The sequence below is a fragment of the Mycolicibacterium celeriflavum genome (assembly GCF_010731795.1).
GTDB lineage: Bacteria > Actinomycetota > Actinomycetes > Mycobacteriales > Mycobacteriaceae > Mycobacterium > Mycobacterium celeriflavum.
In genome coordinates this window covers 2,651,865-2,665,628 of record NZ_AP022591.1, presented here as the reverse complement: position 1 = coordinate 2,665,628, position 13,764 = coordinate 2,651,865, and the positions used below count along the sequence as shown (strand labels likewise).

Annotated in this window: 15 protein-coding genes; 10 read left to right on the top strand and 5 right to left on the bottom strand. The window is 67.1% G+C overall.

Annotated features, from left to right (window positions below; all coding sequences use genetic code 11):
• The first annotated feature begins 165 nt into the window (after positions 1-165).
• Genes G6N18_RS12920 through G6N18_RS12910 form a run of 3 tightly spaced genes read left to right on the top strand, consistent with a single transcriptional unit; the run spans position 166 to position 2,428 of the window.
• Complete coding sequence (locus G6N18_RS12920) at positions 166-1,143, top strand: GlxA family transcriptional regulator (RefSeq protein ID WP_083003219.1); 978 nt, start codon at positions 166-168, stop codon at positions 1,141-1,143.
• A 9-nt stretch (positions 1,144-1,152) separates the two neighbouring features.
• A complete protein-coding gene (locus tag G6N18_RS12915; RefSeq protein ID WP_083002984.1) occupies positions 1,153-1,881 on the top strand; it encodes a DJ-1/PfpI family protein in 729 nt (242 codons plus the stop codon).
• A 46-nt stretch (positions 1,882-1,927) separates the two neighbouring features.
• Positions 1,928-2,428 (top strand): nitroreductase family deazaflavin-dependent oxidoreductase, encoded by a 501-nt coding sequence (locus tag G6N18_RS12910; RefSeq protein ID WP_083002987.1) that lies wholly within the window; start codon positions 1,928-1,930, stop codon positions 2,426-2,428.
• On the opposite strand, the gene G6N18_RS12905 is transcribed toward G6N18_RS12910, so the two are convergent.
• Together G6N18_RS12905 and G6N18_RS12900 are read right to left on the bottom strand one after the other, a co-directional pair.
• Positions 2,412-2,924 carry a MarR family winged helix-turn-helix transcriptional regulator gene (locus G6N18_RS12905; RefSeq protein WP_067224173.1) on the bottom strand — a complete coding sequence of 171 codons (513 nt, stop codon included), beginning with the start codon at positions 2,922-2,924 and terminating at the stop codon, positions 2,412-2,414. The two genes, G6N18_RS12910 and G6N18_RS12905, sit on opposite strands and share 17 nt — an antisense overlap.
• On the bottom strand, positions 2,921-4,099 hold the full coding sequence (locus G6N18_RS12900; RefSeq protein ID WP_083002990.1) for an FAD-binding domain: 1,179 nt from the start codon (positions 4,097-4,099) through the stop codon (positions 2,921-2,923). The genes G6N18_RS12905 and G6N18_RS12900 overlap by 4 nt, the downstream gene beginning before the upstream one ends.
• 150 nt (positions 4,100-4,249) lie before the next feature.
• Here G6N18_RS12900 and G6N18_RS12895 point away from each other — a divergent pair, with 150 nt between their 5' ends.
• The 3 genes from G6N18_RS12895 to G6N18_RS12885 all read left to right on the top strand — a co-directional run bounded on the left by G6N18_RS12895 (position 4,250) and on the right by G6N18_RS12885 (position 7,274).
• Positions 4,250-5,032: an alpha/beta fold hydrolase gene (locus G6N18_RS12895; RefSeq protein ID WP_083002992.1), complete on the top strand. Its 783-nt coding sequence runs from the start codon at positions 4,250-4,252 to the stop codon at positions 5,030-5,032.
• A 2-nt stretch (positions 5,033-5,034) separates the two neighbouring features.
• Positions 5,035-6,690, top strand: coding sequence for a 2-succinyl-5-enolpyruvyl-6-hydroxy-3-cyclohexene-1-carboxylic-acid synthase (gene menD, locus G6N18_RS12890; RefSeq protein ID WP_083003223.1), 1,656 nt, complete (start codon positions 5,035-5,037; stop codon positions 6,688-6,690).
• A 98-nt stretch (positions 6,691-6,788) separates the two neighbouring features.
• A complete protein-coding gene (locus tag G6N18_RS12885; RefSeq protein ID WP_083003226.1) occupies positions 6,789-7,274 on the top strand; it encodes a DUF3592 domain-containing protein in 486 nt (161 codons plus the stop codon).
• Positions 7,275-7,289: 15 nt separating this feature from the next.
• On the opposite strand, the gene G6N18_RS12880 is transcribed toward G6N18_RS12885, so the two are convergent.
• Complete coding sequence (locus tag G6N18_RS12880; RefSeq protein WP_067224181.1) at positions 7,290-7,961, bottom strand: DsbA family protein; 672 nt, start codon at positions 7,959-7,961, stop codon at positions 7,290-7,292.
• Positions 7,962-8,093: 132 nt separating this feature from the next.
• On the opposite strand from G6N18_RS12880, the gene G6N18_RS12875 reads away from it, so the two are divergent.
• From G6N18_RS12875 to G6N18_RS12860, 4 genes are all read left to right on the top strand, one after another.
• Positions 8,094-9,224 carry a glycosyltransferase family 4 protein gene (locus G6N18_RS12875; RefSeq protein ID WP_083002995.1) on the top strand — a complete coding sequence of 377 codons (1,131 nt, stop codon included), beginning with the start codon at positions 8,094-8,096 and terminating at the stop codon, positions 9,222-9,224.
• Between the two features lie 43 nt (positions 9,225-9,267).
• Complete coding sequence (locus tag G6N18_RS12870) at positions 9,268-9,960, top strand: demethylmenaquinone methyltransferase (protein ID WP_067224187.1); 693 nt, start codon at positions 9,268-9,270, stop codon at positions 9,958-9,960.
• A 122-nt stretch (positions 9,961-10,082) separates the two neighbouring features.
• Positions 10,083-11,864 (top strand): hydroxysqualene dehydroxylase, encoded by a 1,782-nt coding sequence (locus tag G6N18_RS12865; protein ID WP_083002998.1) that lies wholly within the window; start codon positions 10,083-10,085, stop codon positions 11,862-11,864.
• Positions 11,865-11,910: 46 nt separating this feature from the next.
• Entirely contained in the window at positions 11,911-12,966 is a 1,056-nt protein-coding gene (locus G6N18_RS12860) for an alpha/beta hydrolase fold domain-containing protein (protein ID WP_083003002.1), read from the top strand.
• On the opposite strand, the gene G6N18_RS12855 is transcribed toward G6N18_RS12860, so the two are convergent.
• Together G6N18_RS12855 and G6N18_RS12850 are read right to left on the bottom strand one after the other, a co-directional pair.
• Positions 12,963-13,205, bottom strand: coding sequence for a hypothetical protein (locus tag G6N18_RS12855; RefSeq protein ID WP_133052463.1), 243 nt, complete (start codon positions 13,203-13,205; stop codon positions 12,963-12,965). The genes G6N18_RS12860 and G6N18_RS12855 overlap by 4 nt on opposite strands.
• Positions 13,206-13,311: 106 nt before the next feature.
• Positions 13,312-13,752, bottom strand: a complete 441-nt coding sequence (locus tag G6N18_RS12850; protein ID WP_109749482.1) for a GAF domain-containing protein — start codon at positions 13,750-13,752, stop codon at positions 13,312-13,314.
• Positions 13,753-13,764: the final 12 nt, after the last annotated feature.

The following is a 13,764-nucleotide window of genomic DNA, read 5'->3' as shown; positions in this document are numbered from 1 at the left end:
TCATTCAAAGGTGAAGCTTTTTCCTGTTCGAGTGTAGGAATTTACTTCCTTCGTGTAGTTTCGCCGCCATCCGACGGGGTGGAGTTCCCGGGCGGTGTCCTAATCTGTGGGATGCATGGCATAGACGCCACGCCGTGACTGGTCGACACTGAACCCGTGCGAACGGTGCTCATCCTCGGCTATCCGGGCGTCCAGGCCCTCGACCTGGTCGGTCCGTTCGAGGTGTTCACCGGCGCCTCCATGTACCTGAAGGGCCAGGGCCGCGAGGGCTACGCCGTCAGCGTCGTCAGCCGAAACGGTGAATCGGTCAGCACCGGCACGGGTCTGACATTCGCCGCGGATCCGCTACCCGATGCCCGACGGCCCGTCGACACCGTGATCCTGCCGGGTGGCTACGGCGTCGACGAGGCCCGCAGCGACCCCGACGTCATCGGTTGGGTCCAGACCGTCGCGAAGGACGCCCGCCGCGTCGTCAGCGTCTGCACGGGCGCGTTCCTGGCCGCGCAGGCCGGCCTGCTCGATGGGTGTGTGGCGACGACGCACTGGGCGTTCACCGACCGAATGGCGCACGAATTCCCCAGCGTCGCGGTCGATCCCGAGCCGATCTTCGTACGCAGCAGCGACCGCGTGTGGACAGCCGCCGGTGTGACGGCGGGAATCGACCTGGCGCTGTCGCTCGTCGAGGACGACCACGGAACCGACGCCGCCCAGACGGTCGCACGATGGCTCGTGATGTACCTGCGCAGGCCGGGCGGCCAGACCCAGTTCGCCGCGCCCGTGTGGATGCCGCGAGCCAAGCGGGCGCCGATCCGGGCGGTGCAGGAAGCCATCGAGGGTAAACCCGGTGCGACGCACAGCATTCCGGAACTGGCCCGGCGCGCCGCGATGAGCCCGCGCCACTTCACCCGCGTCTTCACCGACGAAGTCGGCGAAGCTCCCGGCGCCTACGTCGAACGCATCCGTACGGAGGCCGCACGCCGCCAACTCGAGGAGACCGACGACACCGTTACCGTCATCGCCGCCAGGTGCGGCTTCGGCAGCGCGGAGACCCTACGCCGCAATTTCGTTCGCCGACTGGGCATCTCGCCCGACCAGTATCGCAAGACTTCCGCGCACGCAAGGAGCGGATCCAACACCGCCTGAGGAGAAAACATGCAGATTGCCATCGTCCTGTATCCGGGCTTCACCGCCCTGGACTTCATCGGACCCTACGAGTCGCTGCGCTTCCTACCCGACACCGAGGTGCGGTTCCTGTGGCATGAGGCCGGCCCCGTCGCCGCCGACTCCGGTGCGCTGCTGGTCGGTGCGACGCACACCTTCGACGAGACGCCGTCGCCCGACATCATCCTGATCCCCGGCGGGTTCAGCACCATGGAGCACGCCCGCGACGAGAAGCTGCTGGCGTGGGTGCGGAAGGCGCACCCGAGCGCGACGTGGACCGCATCGGTGTGCTCCGGGGCGTTGATCCTCGCGGCCGCCGGCCTGCTCGACGGAAAACGGGCCACGTCGCACTGGGCGGCGCTGCCGTTCCTGAAGACCTTCGGCGTCACGCCCGTCGGCGATCAACGCATCGTCCACGAGAGCGACCACATTGTCACGGCAGCGGGTGTGTCCGCCGGGCTCGATCTCGGGTTGTGGCTGGCCGGCCAGATCTGCGGTGAGGCCAAGGCCAAGGCCATCCAGCTGTCCATGGAGTACGACCCGCAACCGCCGTTCGACTCGGGACACATGTCGAAGGCCTCGGCGGCGACGAAGGCCGCCGCGGCCGCGCTGATGAGCCGCGATCTGATCAAGCCCGCCCAGCTCAAAGCCGCGTCGCAGCTGGCGTGGAGCGCCGCGATCAAACGCACACGGCGGTTTCGGCGCGCTAACAGTCGCTGAGCGATGTGTAGCGCGCCGAAATCCCAGCTGCGCTAGCGTCGCGGGGGTGGGGATTCCCGAGGTGGAGCCGACCCAGCCGTCGCCGTTGTTCCGTGCGGGCGCCAAACTCATGGGCACGGGCGCGGCGCGTCGGTTCCTGCGGCGGTACGGCTGGCGCATCGACCGGGCGGTCATCAAGGCGACCAACGGCCATATGTCGATGTCGCTGGTGATGCCAGAGGTCTTGCTCACGCACACCGGCGCGAAGACCGGCAAGAAGCGCACCACCCCGCTGACCTACTTCACCGACCGCGGCCGGGTGATCGTCATCGCCTCGAACTACGGCGGCGACCGCCATCCCGCGTGGTTTCACAACGTCAAGGCCCATCCGCGCGTCACGCTGTCGACCCGCGGCTACACCGGCACCTTCGTCGGCGAGGAGATCACCGGCCCGGAACGCGACCGGCTGTTCGGACTGGCCAAGCAGTTCGTGCCGAACTACGCCGATTACGAGAAGCTGGCGGGCGGGCGACGGATTCCGGTCGTGGCGTTCACCGAACTCGCCTGAGGCGATCAGGGTCGTCGGTTTCCGACCGTTCGGATAGTTTGCGGTGCGCGGCAGTGAACGCGCGTGCGCCTTGAATCAACGCGGCGCAATCGGTTTGGCTGATATGACGCGTCACCTCGCCGAACGCATGCACACGAAGGGCGATGAGCTCGTCGAGCACGGCGCGGCCGCTGTCGGTCAACTCCAACAGCGTCGCGCGCCGGTTGGTCGGTGCGACCCGACGAGTGATGTATCCAGCGTCGGCGAGTCGGTCGCTGAGCCTGCTTGCGGTGGACGGCAGCATGCCGAGTTCGTCGCCCAACTCGGTGACCCGACTGGGACCGAGCCGGTCCAACGCCTGCAGAGCGCGCAGCGGCGCGAGACCGATGCGTTTCTCCATGCGGTCGAGCACCAACACGTTCACGTCGAGCAGTCCCCGGGTCGCTCGCTCGAGTTCGGTCAGGAATTCGTCGGGCTGACGGGTCGGATCGGTGGGTCCGACGGGCGTGGTGTTCATAGCTCGTACTCGGGCAGCTCGATGTCGTCGCGAACGGAGCGCTGCATGACGAGATCTCCGAGGGGCCGAAAGTTCATCGCCCGCAACGCCATGTTGCGCAGCCACACGCCGAAACTGGTTCGAGCAGCGAAGAACGAGATGAATTTCGTTGCTCCGGCTTGCTTCTGGCCATTGAAGCGACGCAGTCGAGCATCGTATTCGGCGAACGCCCTGCCGAGGTTCTCCGGGCTCCGCGCCAGCTCGCCGGCCAGCACATACGCTTCCACCATCGCCAGGCCGGTACCTTCACCGGCCAGCAGCGACACGCACGCTGCGGCGTCACCGATGAGGGCGACGCGCCCCGCCGACCACTGGTCCATTCGGATTTGGCTGACGACGTCGAAATATATGTCGTCGACGCCGTCGAGGGCGTCGAGAATCTGAGAGCATTCCCAGCCACCGCCTGCGAACTCCGCTCGCAGCAGCTTCTTGCTCGCCTCCGCGTCGGGCGCAACCTGTGGATTCGAGGAACGGAAGACGAACAGCACCAATGTGCGATCACCGTCGAGGGCGAACCTTCCGACCTGGCGGCCCGGCATGTTGTGCGTCACGTATACGAGCTCATCGCGCGGTCGATAGCCGTCGAGCACGCAGGCGGCCACTTGGCAGCCGAGATAGCGCACATAAGCAGACTCCGGCCCGAACACCAGGTTCCGGACGTTGGAGTGCAATCCGTCCGCACCGATGACCATGTCGAACGCACGCGCGCGTTCCCGCTCGAATTCCACCATCACACCGGTGGTGCGATCGTCGATGGCGCAGATGCTCTCGGAAAAGAGCATTTCGATGTGGTCCTCGACGCTGCGGTAGATCGCTGCTGCCAGGTCGCCGCGGGGCAGGCTGGTGTACCGGCCGCCGGTCGCCCGCCGGATCGGATCGACGTCTAACCTCGCCGCGACGCGCCCATCTGACGAGACGGCGCGAAGTTCCTCAATCTGATAGCCGGCATCGAGGACGTCCTCCTCGATGCCCATCTTTTGCGCGATGCGATAGCCGAGACCCCAGAAATCGATCACATAACCGCCGGTGTGAAATCTCGGCGCCTTCTCGATCAAGGTCACCTCATGGCCGGCGCGAAGCATCCAGTGTGCGAACGCCGGACCCGCCACCCCCGCGCCGCTGATCGCGACTTTCACGACAACCTCCTTCGCACCGCCTCACGCACCCGAAGCTGCGGCGACGGGCCTCCAGCATAGAAAGTTCGTGCGAAATGCACAATATGCGGTCGGCAAGTATGGCCCCCATGGGCCGCTGCGGATGCTGATCGGTGCAGTACCGTCGTCGGGGTGAATTTGGCCTTCGACGACCGCGGCAGCGGTCCACCAGTCCTGTTCATCGCCGGTCACGGCGGCGCAGGCCGAACCTGGCACTTGCACCAGGTGCCCGAGTTCCAGCGCGCCGGTTTTCGCTGCATCACGTTCGACAACCGCGGGGTGGGCGCCACCGAGAACGCCACCGGCTTCACCACGGAGACGATGGTGGCCGACACGGCGGCGCTGATCGAGAAGCTCGACGTGGCGCCGGTGAGCATCGTGTCCGTGTCGATGGGCTCGTTCATCGCCCAGGAGCTGATGGTGGCGCGCCCCGAACTCGTTGACCGGGCGGTGCTGATGGCCACCCGCGGCCGCGAAGACCGCACCCGCGAGTTCTTCCGCAACGCCGAGCGCGAACTCATTGAGTCCGGTTTGAAGCTGCCGCCGAAGTACGACGCGAAAATCCGTCTGCTGGAGAGCTTTTCACCGGCAACGCTCAACGATGACGCCAAGGTCCGCGACTGGATCGACATGTTCATCATGTGGCCCGCCAAGTCGACGCCCGGCGGCCGCACACAGCTCGGCATCAGCCCCCAGGGCAATCACCTGCCGTCTTACCGAAGTATTACGGCGCCAACGCTGGTCATCGGCTTCTCCGACGACCTGGTGCTGCCCCCGCACCTGAGCCGCGAGGTCGCCGATGCGATCCCCAACGGCCGTTTCCTGGAAATTGCGGACACCGGACACCTCGGCTTTCTCGAACGACCCGACGCGGTCAACAAAGCGGCGCTGGAATTCCTCGCCGATAGGCTGTAGTGGTGAACCCCTCGACCGCGCAGGCTCGCGTGGTCGTCGACGAACTGATTCGCGGCGGCGTACGCGACGTCGTGCTGTGCCCCGGTTCGCGCAACGCGCCACTCGCGTTCGCGCTGCAGGATGCCGATCGCGTCGGGCGGATTCGGCTGCATGTGCGCATCGACGAGCGCACCGCGGGTTTCCTGGCCATCGGGCTGGCGGTCGCCGAGCGCGCGCCCGTGTGTATCGCGATGACGTCGGGCACAGCGGTGGCGAACCTGGGGCCGGCGGTGGTCGAGGCGAACTACGCGCGGGTGCCGCTGGTCGTGCTCAGCGCCAACCGTCCCTACGAGTTGCTGGGCACCGGCGCGAACCAGACCTTCGAGCAGCTCGGTTACTTCGGCACGCAGGTGCGGGCGTCGATCAGCCTGGGGCTGGCCGAGGACGCCCCTGAACGCCTCGACGAGCTGAACGCCCAGTGGCGCTCGGCGGTGTGTCGAATTCTGGTGGCCGCCAAAGGCTCTCGAACCGCCAACGCCGGTCCCGTGCAGTTCGACATCCCGCTGCGGGAGCCGCTTGTGCCCGATGCCAGCGAGCCGAGGGAGTCCGCTTTCGTGCCGGAGGGCAGGCCGGGCGGACAGCCGTGGACGTACACCCCGCCGGTGACGTTCGACCAGCCGCTCGACATCGACCTGACCCCCGACACCGTCGTGATCGCCGGCCACGGCGCGGGTGAGCATCCGAACCTGGCGGCGCTGCCGACCGTCGCCGAGCCCACGGCGCCGCCCGCCGACAACCCGCTGCACCCCTTCGCGCTGCGGCTGGTGCGTCCGAAGCAGGTCATCATGCTGGGCCGCCCGACGCTGCACCGACCGGTGTCGGCGCTGCTGGCCGATCCGTCGGTGCCGGTATATGCGCTCACGACCGGTCCCCGCTGGCCCGACGTGTCGGGGAACTCTCAGGCCACCGGCACCCGCGCCGTCACCGCGGGCGCACCGGACCAGGCCTGGCTGGACCGCTGCGCCGAGGTGCACCGGCACGCGATGGCGGCGGTCCGTACGCAACTGAAGGCGCATCCGCTCAAGACCGGCCTGCACGTGGCCGCGGCGGTGGCCGACGCGGTTCGGCCCGGCGATCAGCTGGTGTTGGGGGCGTCGAACCCGGTGCGCGACGCCGCGCTGGTCGGCATGGACACCCACGGCGTCAAGGTGCGCTCGAACCGCGGCGTCGCTGGTATCGACGGCACGGTGTCGACGGCGATCGGGGCGGCCCTCGCGCACGAGTGGGCGGGTGAGGGCAGCGGTCCGAGGCGCACGATCGCGCTGCTCGGCGACCTGACGTTTGTGCACGACAGTTCGGGCCTGTTGATCGGCCCGACGGAGCCGACGCCGCGCCAGCTGACCATCGTGGTGTCCAACGACAACGGCGGCGGGATCTTCGAACTGCTCGAGCAGGGCGACCCGAGGTTCTCCGACGTGTCGTCCCGGATTTTCGGCACACCGCACGACGTCGACGTCGGCGCGTTGTGCCGGGCATATCACGTCGAGAGCCGACAGCTCGAGGTCGACGATCTGGCCGACGCGCTCGGCGAGCCCTACGACGGCATGCGGGTGCTGGAGGTGAAGGCCGACCGGTCGTCGCTGCGTGCGCTGCACGCGTCGATCAAGGCAGCCCTGTGAGCGAGACGGCCCCTGTGAGCGCAGCGAACGACACGGCCCCTGTGAGCGAGACGGCCGCTGTGGGCGAGACGGTAGCCGCGGGCCGGTGGACGAAACCGATCCGGTGGACGCGTCGTTTCCTTCCCCGGCTGACGGCCGACCCGACCGAGACGCGGCGGCAGCGGGTGTTCCGTCGGGTGCGCATCGGGATCGTCATCCTCGGCTGCCTGGTGACGCTGCAGTCGGTGTTGATGGTGCTGGGCGCGTGGCGCAATGACCGGCAGATCGAACGCCATCTCGGGGTGGCCGAGGCGACGGTGCTCAGCGCCGGCCCGCGCCGGTCGACAATCGAGTTCGTCACTCCCGACCGTGTGACGTACCGCCCGGAGTTGGGTGTGCTCTATCCGTCGGAGCTCGAGACCGGAATGAACATCTACGTCGAATACGACGTCAACAACCCAGATCTCGTTCGCGTGCAGCATCGCAACGCGGCGTTGGCGATCATTCCGGCGAGTTCGATCGCGGTGGTCGGCTGGGTGATCGCCGCCGCCGCACTGGCCGGCGTGACGCTCGTCGAACGCCGAATCTCTGCGCGCAGAACGTGAATTTCTGCCGAGAAATCAGGACTGGATGAGCTTGTCGAGCCAGTCGTTGTCGTAGATGTCGATTCTCTCGTCGGCGGCGAGGTCGTAGACCGTCGGCGTACCGGTCGCGAGCGGGTCGATGTCGAACAGGTACCCGAAGTTGCTCTCGTCCATCTCGACGATGTTCACCGCCGAGCCGCCACCGGCGACCCGCTGGACGACGGCGTCGGGCATACCCGCCGAGCGGGCCATGTCGGCCATCTCGTCGTCGCTGGGGCCTGACCCGCCGGGATCCTGGTTGGCCCACAGCTCTTCGACGAAGCGTTGGAACTGCGTGCCTGTCGCGCCGCCTTCGGTGGCGAGGAACAGCGCATTGCTCACCCGCGCCGAATGACCGTCGGCCTCCTGGTCGAGGAAGATCAGCGGGCGGTAGGTGACCTCGAGCTGGCCGACACCGATGTAGTAGGCGATTTGGTCACCGAAATCAGCCTGCAGGTCAGCGCAATGGGTGCACTGCGGTTCGGTGAAGATCTCGATCCGAACCGGTGCGTCGGCGAACCCGGCGACGACGCCGTAACCGTCTTCGCTGACCGTCAGCGGGGGTTGGTCGGGATGGCGCTGCGCGGTGCCGGCGACGTGTTTGGTGCAACCCGCCGCGGCGAGCAGCGCGGAGAGCGCCAGTACCGCCGCGATTCGGGATATTCGCATGTCAATCGCCCTTCCCTGTGCGCAGGTTACTCGACATCAACGCTACGCAGCTCCCGTTGAACGCACGAGTTCTTCGCATGCCATCTTCCTGACGGCAACCTTCGCGACACGCTTCGCTGAGATTATTTCGGCGTGCGCGTTGCAATCGTCGCAGAGTCGTTCCTCCCGAATGTCAACGGCGTCACCAACTCGGTGCTGCGGGTGATCGAGCATCTCCGTCGCACCGGACACGAAGCCCTGGTCATCGCTCCCGACAGCCCACGCGGCGAACCGCCCGCCGACCGGGTGCACGACGGCGTCCGCGTACATCGGGTGCCGTCGCGGATGTTTCCCAAGATCACGTCGCTACCGCTCGGCGTGCCACGGCCCCGGATGCTCGGCGTGCTAAGGGGATTCGGCCCCGACGTGGTGCATTTGGCCTCGCCGGCGTTGCTCGGCTACGGCGGTTTGCACGCCGCGCGCCACCTCGGTGTCCCGACCGTCGCCGTATTCCAGACCGACGTCGCGGGTTTCGCCGAGAGCTACGGCGTCGGCTTCACCGCCCGCGCCGCATGGGCGTGGACACGTCATCTGCACAGCCGCGCCGACCGCACACTGGCGCCGTCGACCGCGGCGATGGAAAACCTGATGGCTCACCGCGTTCCGCGGGTTCACAAGTGGGCGCGCGGTGTCGACATCACCGGCTTCGCGCCCTCGGCCCGCGACGACGACCTGCGGCGACAATGGTCGCCCGACGGCAGGCCGCTCGTGGGCTTCGTCGGCAGGCTGGCACCGGAGAAACACGTCGAGCGACTGACGACCCTGGCGACGCGCGACGACCTGCAACTGGTGATCGTCGGCGACGGCGTCGACCGGCCCAAGCTCCAAAACCTCATGCCGACAGCGGTTTTCACCGGTGCGCTGTACGGCCGGGAGCTGGCGAGGGCGTACGCCAGCATGGATGTGTTCGTGCATCCGGGCGAGCACGAGACCTTCTGCCAGGCCGTGCAGGAGGCGATGGCGTCGGGCCTGCCGGTGATCGCGCCGAACGCCGGCGGCCCACGCGACCTCGTCGCCCCCTACCGCACGGGGCTGCTGCTGGCGGTCGACGAGTTCGAGGATCGGCTGCCGCAGTCCGTCGATCATCTGATCTGTGAGCGGCAACGGTATTCGCTGGCCGCGCGCCGCAGCGTGCTCAACCGGACCTGGCCGACGATCTGCGACGAACTCCTGGGCCACTACGAGGACGTGATCGGCCGGCGCCGCCGGCACGTCGCCGCCTGACCAGCTTCCGCCGGCGCAACGGGGCACAGCTACGGTTGGCGGCATGAGCCGCGCAACCTTGGCGAAGGACCCACACGATGTGGCGTCGATGTTCGACGCGGTGGCCCGGCGCTACGACCTGACCAACACCGTGATGTCGCTGGGGCAGGACCGGTTCTGGCGGCGGGCCACGCGCGAGGCGCTGCGCATCGGGCCGGGGGACAAGGTGCTCGACCTCGCGGCGGGCACCGCGGTGTCGACGGTCGAGTTGGCCACCTCGGGCGCCTGGTGTGTGGCGGCGGACTTCTCCGTCGGCATGCTGTCCGCGGGAGGCTCCCGCGACGTGCCGAAGGTGGCAGGCGACGCGACGCGACTGCCGTTCGCAGACGGCGTTTTCGACGCGGTGACGATCAGCTTCGGGCTGCGCAACGTCGTCGACCACACCGCGGGCCTTCGCGAGATGGCGCGCGTCACCCGCCCCGGCGGCCGGCTGGTGGTGTGCGAGTTCTCTACGCCGACCAGCCGCGTGTTCGCCACGGCGTACAAGGAGTACCTGATGCAGGCGCTGCCGCGGATCGCCCGGGCGGTGTCGTCGAACCCGGACGCCTACGTCTACCTCGCCGAGTCGATTCGGGCCTGGCCCGACCAGGCGCAACTGGCCCGTCGGATCTCCGATGCCGGCTGGTCGGCGGTGCGCTGGCGCAACCTGACCGGCGGCATCGTCGCGTTGCACGCGGCCACCAAACCGCTGCACTGACGACTTAATCGACAACTTCGTCCCGCCGAAACCCGTGTCATTCGGCGTGTCGTACGGTGCCGTGACGAGAATCACCATTAACTTGTTGCCTCGACAGGGTCCGCGAACAAGGCGGTGGCGGGATGTCGGGTGGGGGCGAATCGCGACGGTTGTCGCGCCGGTCGTTCGTGATGGGCACGGCCACCGCGGCGGCCCTGATGGCGTTACCGCCGACCGCTCGCGCGGCGCCCGGCAAGTCGGTCGCCGTCTTCGGCGCCGGAATCGCGGGGCTGACTGCGGCACACGAACTCGTCGAGCGCGGCTACACCGTCACGGTGTACGAGCGCAAGGCGCTCGGCGGTAAAGCAAGGTCGATTCCGGTACCGAACTCCGGTCCGACACCGCTGCCCGCCGAGCACGGCTTCCGGTTCTTCCCCGGCTTCTATCGAAACGTCACCGACACAATGCGACGGGTTCCGTTCCCCGGCAACGCCAACGGCGCCTGGGAAAACCTGACGCGGGCGACGTCGTACCTGCATTCCGGGCTCGGTCGGCACGATCTGACCATCCCGCTGCCGTTCCCACTGCCCATGATCCCGAATCCGATCACCCCGAAGGCGTTCATCGACTCGGTGGCCACGGTGTTCGAGACGCTGTTTCGACTGCCGCCGCTGGAAGCGGTCTACGCCGCACAGAAACTCGCCGTCTACGTCACCAGCTGCACCGAACGCAAACTCGGCCAGTGGGAGCACATGACGTGGGAGGACTACATCGGCGCGAACAAGAAGTCCGCCGAATACAACCGCTACCTCGCCGACGGCATCATCCGCAACCTCGCCGCCTCGAAATCCAAAGACGCCAGCGCACATTCGATCGGCCTGGTCGGTGAGGCATCGGTCTGGTCGATACTTCTGCTCGGAAACGACTTCGACAACAAGGGTTTCGACCGGGTGCTCAACGGGCCGACCAGCTCGCAGTGGCTCGACCCCTGGGTGGAGTACCTACGCGAACAGGGCGTGACGTTCCGCGTCGGCCAGGCGCTCGCACGGCTCACCGCCGACGGCAAGCACATTCAGGGCGCGACCGTGGTCAGCGCCAGCGGTGTGCCGCAACAGGTCACCGCCGACTGGTACGTCTCGGCGATCCCGTGCGAGAAACTCGCCGCGGTGCTGACGCCCGATGTGCTTGAGGCCGACCCGCAGCTCGCCAACATCGCGCTGCTGCGCACCGAGTGGATGAACGGCCTGATGTTCTACCTCAAGGAGCGCGTCGACGTGACGAAGGGACACGTCAACTACGTCGACTCCGGCTGGGCGATCACGTCGATCAGCGAAGAGCAGTTCTGGAAGAAGAGCCTGACGAAGTACGGCGACGGCACGGTCAAAGAGTGTCTGTCCGCGATCATTTCGGACTGGAGCACACCGGGCAACTTCAACCGCAGAAGCGCGCGGGACTGCACCCCGCAGGAGATCGCCAAAGAAGCGTGGGCACAGATCAAGGCCCATCTGAACGACACCGACAAGGTCGTCGACGACGACATGGTGCACTCCTGGTTCCTGGACCCCGCGATCATCGACTCGGGCACACCGGATGTGCGCAACGACGAACCGTTGTTCATCCAGGACCCCGGGTCGTGGAACCGTCGCCCGACCGCGGTCACCGGCATCGACAATCTCTTTCTGGCCGGCGAGTGGATCAAGACCGACCAGAACGTCACCACCATGGAAGGTGCCAACGAGGGCGGCCGCTATGCCGCCAACGGCGTGCTGCAGGCGTCGGGCTACAACGGCGACATGGTGAAGATCGTCGAGTTGTTCCAGGCGCCGTGGTGGGTGCCGTTCAAGAATGCCGATCGGGCCCGTTACCGCGCCGGCCTGCCGCATCTGCTCGACATCGTCGACACGCGCTGGCCCACCCGGCGGTAGTCACAAACCCCGGTCGCGCGCCCGGGCGCCGCGCTACCGTTCGACCATGCACGGACGCTTGATCGACCCAGACCACACCCTCGGCACCGATCCCCGCTCAGATCCGCGAATGGTCAAGGCTTTCGCACCGTTCGGCCTCGACGGAAGGCTTCCCGCCGCACCGTTGACTCTTGACTCCCCACTCGAGGAGCGCATCGCGTTCGCGACAATCAGCGAGGAGGGGATGGGCGCCATCCTCGACGCGCTGACCGCGAACCTGCCCGTCGCGTCCGGAGTCACCACGACCACGACGACGATCGCCGGCCCGGACGCCAACGACGTCACCCTGTTCATCAGCCGCCCCGACGATGCTCACAGCCCGCTACCCGCGGTCGTGCACCTGCACGGCGGCGGAATGGCGCTGGGCAGCGCAGCCGACGCCGGCTATCGCAAGATCCGCGAATACCTTGCCGCTACAGGGCTCGTCGTGGTCGGCGTGGAGTTCCGAAACTCCGGCGGCAAGCTCGGCCCGCACCCTTTCCCGGCCGGCCTCAACGACTGCGCCGCCTCGGTGCGCTGGGTGGCGGCCAACCGCACCGAACTCGGTGTCTCGCATCTGATCGTGTCCGGTGAGTCCGGTGGCGGCAACCTCACACTGACGGTCGCGCACAAGGCCAAACGCGAAGGCTGGATGCACGAAATCGCCGGCTGCTACGCGCAATGCCCATTCATCTCGAACCGCTGGCTCGAGCAGTGCGATGACCTGCCGTCGCTCGAGGAGAACGACGAATACTTCGTCAGCCGCCATCAACTCGCGCTGCTCGGATCGATCTACAATCCCGACGGCTCCCATGCCGACGACGCCACCTGCTGGGCGGCCGCAGCGACCGATGATGAACTCAACGGCCTCCCACCGCACGTTATTTCGGTCAACGAACTGGATCCGCTTCGGGATGAAGGCCTGGCTTACTACCGGCGGCTGGTCCGCGCGGGAGTTCCCGCGGTCGGTCGCGTGGTGGCGGGCACCTGCCACGGTGGCGATCTACTACTCGGCGCTTACCTGCCCGAGGTCTACGAGGCATCCATCCGCGACGTCAGCGGATTCGCCAAATCGCTCGGCTAGCCGAAGTCGGTCGGCTGTTGCGGATTGCCTGGGTCGCTTTTGATGATGGGCAGGGTCGGATCGAACCTCGAATTGGAGGATGCACTGCGTGGTGAATCGCGCCACGGCGTGCACTGCCCGACGAAAGGCACATCGGCGCACGGGCCCTGCGGCGTGGCAGGTGCGATGGCAGCGGAAGTCAATGCCGCTGCCGCAACAGCGATCATGGCGAGTACAAGTCGAACTGTCAGACCGAGCATCGTGGTTCCTTCCGCCGATGCCTAGTTGAACGCCTCTGTGTTCCAGCGTAATCCCGCAACCCGGCCCTGAACAAATCCGCTAGCTTGTCTTACAGTTAGTCGGGCTCTACACGTTTCGGCCGATGCGGGTGTTCCAGATCCGTTCCGTCTGCTTGCCGACATCTGGGCTGTGGGTCTGCTGGAAGTTGCGGCCACCTCGGCCGAATGTCGCGAGAACGGCTGCGGGAACGTCCGATTGGAGTATCGGTTCGGCAAGCCAGCGGCATGGCCGCACGTGTACCAGGTCGACGGCGACAGCATCCGCGTCGTCATCGCGGCGATACGGACCGTCGATGCGGCCTACCCAGAACAGCCCGTCCGCGTCGCGGGTCCAGACGAACGACCCGTCCTCGATGTCCGCGAACCGCGCGATTCGACGAGCCGACCGGTCATCGAAACCCGTATCGCCGAACCCGACGAGACCCGACTCCAGCGCGCGATCTACCGCCCCCTGCGGATCGATGTCGTCGCGGCGGGACCGCATCGGAGCGCGGTACACCTGAGCCACCCGCGATATTCT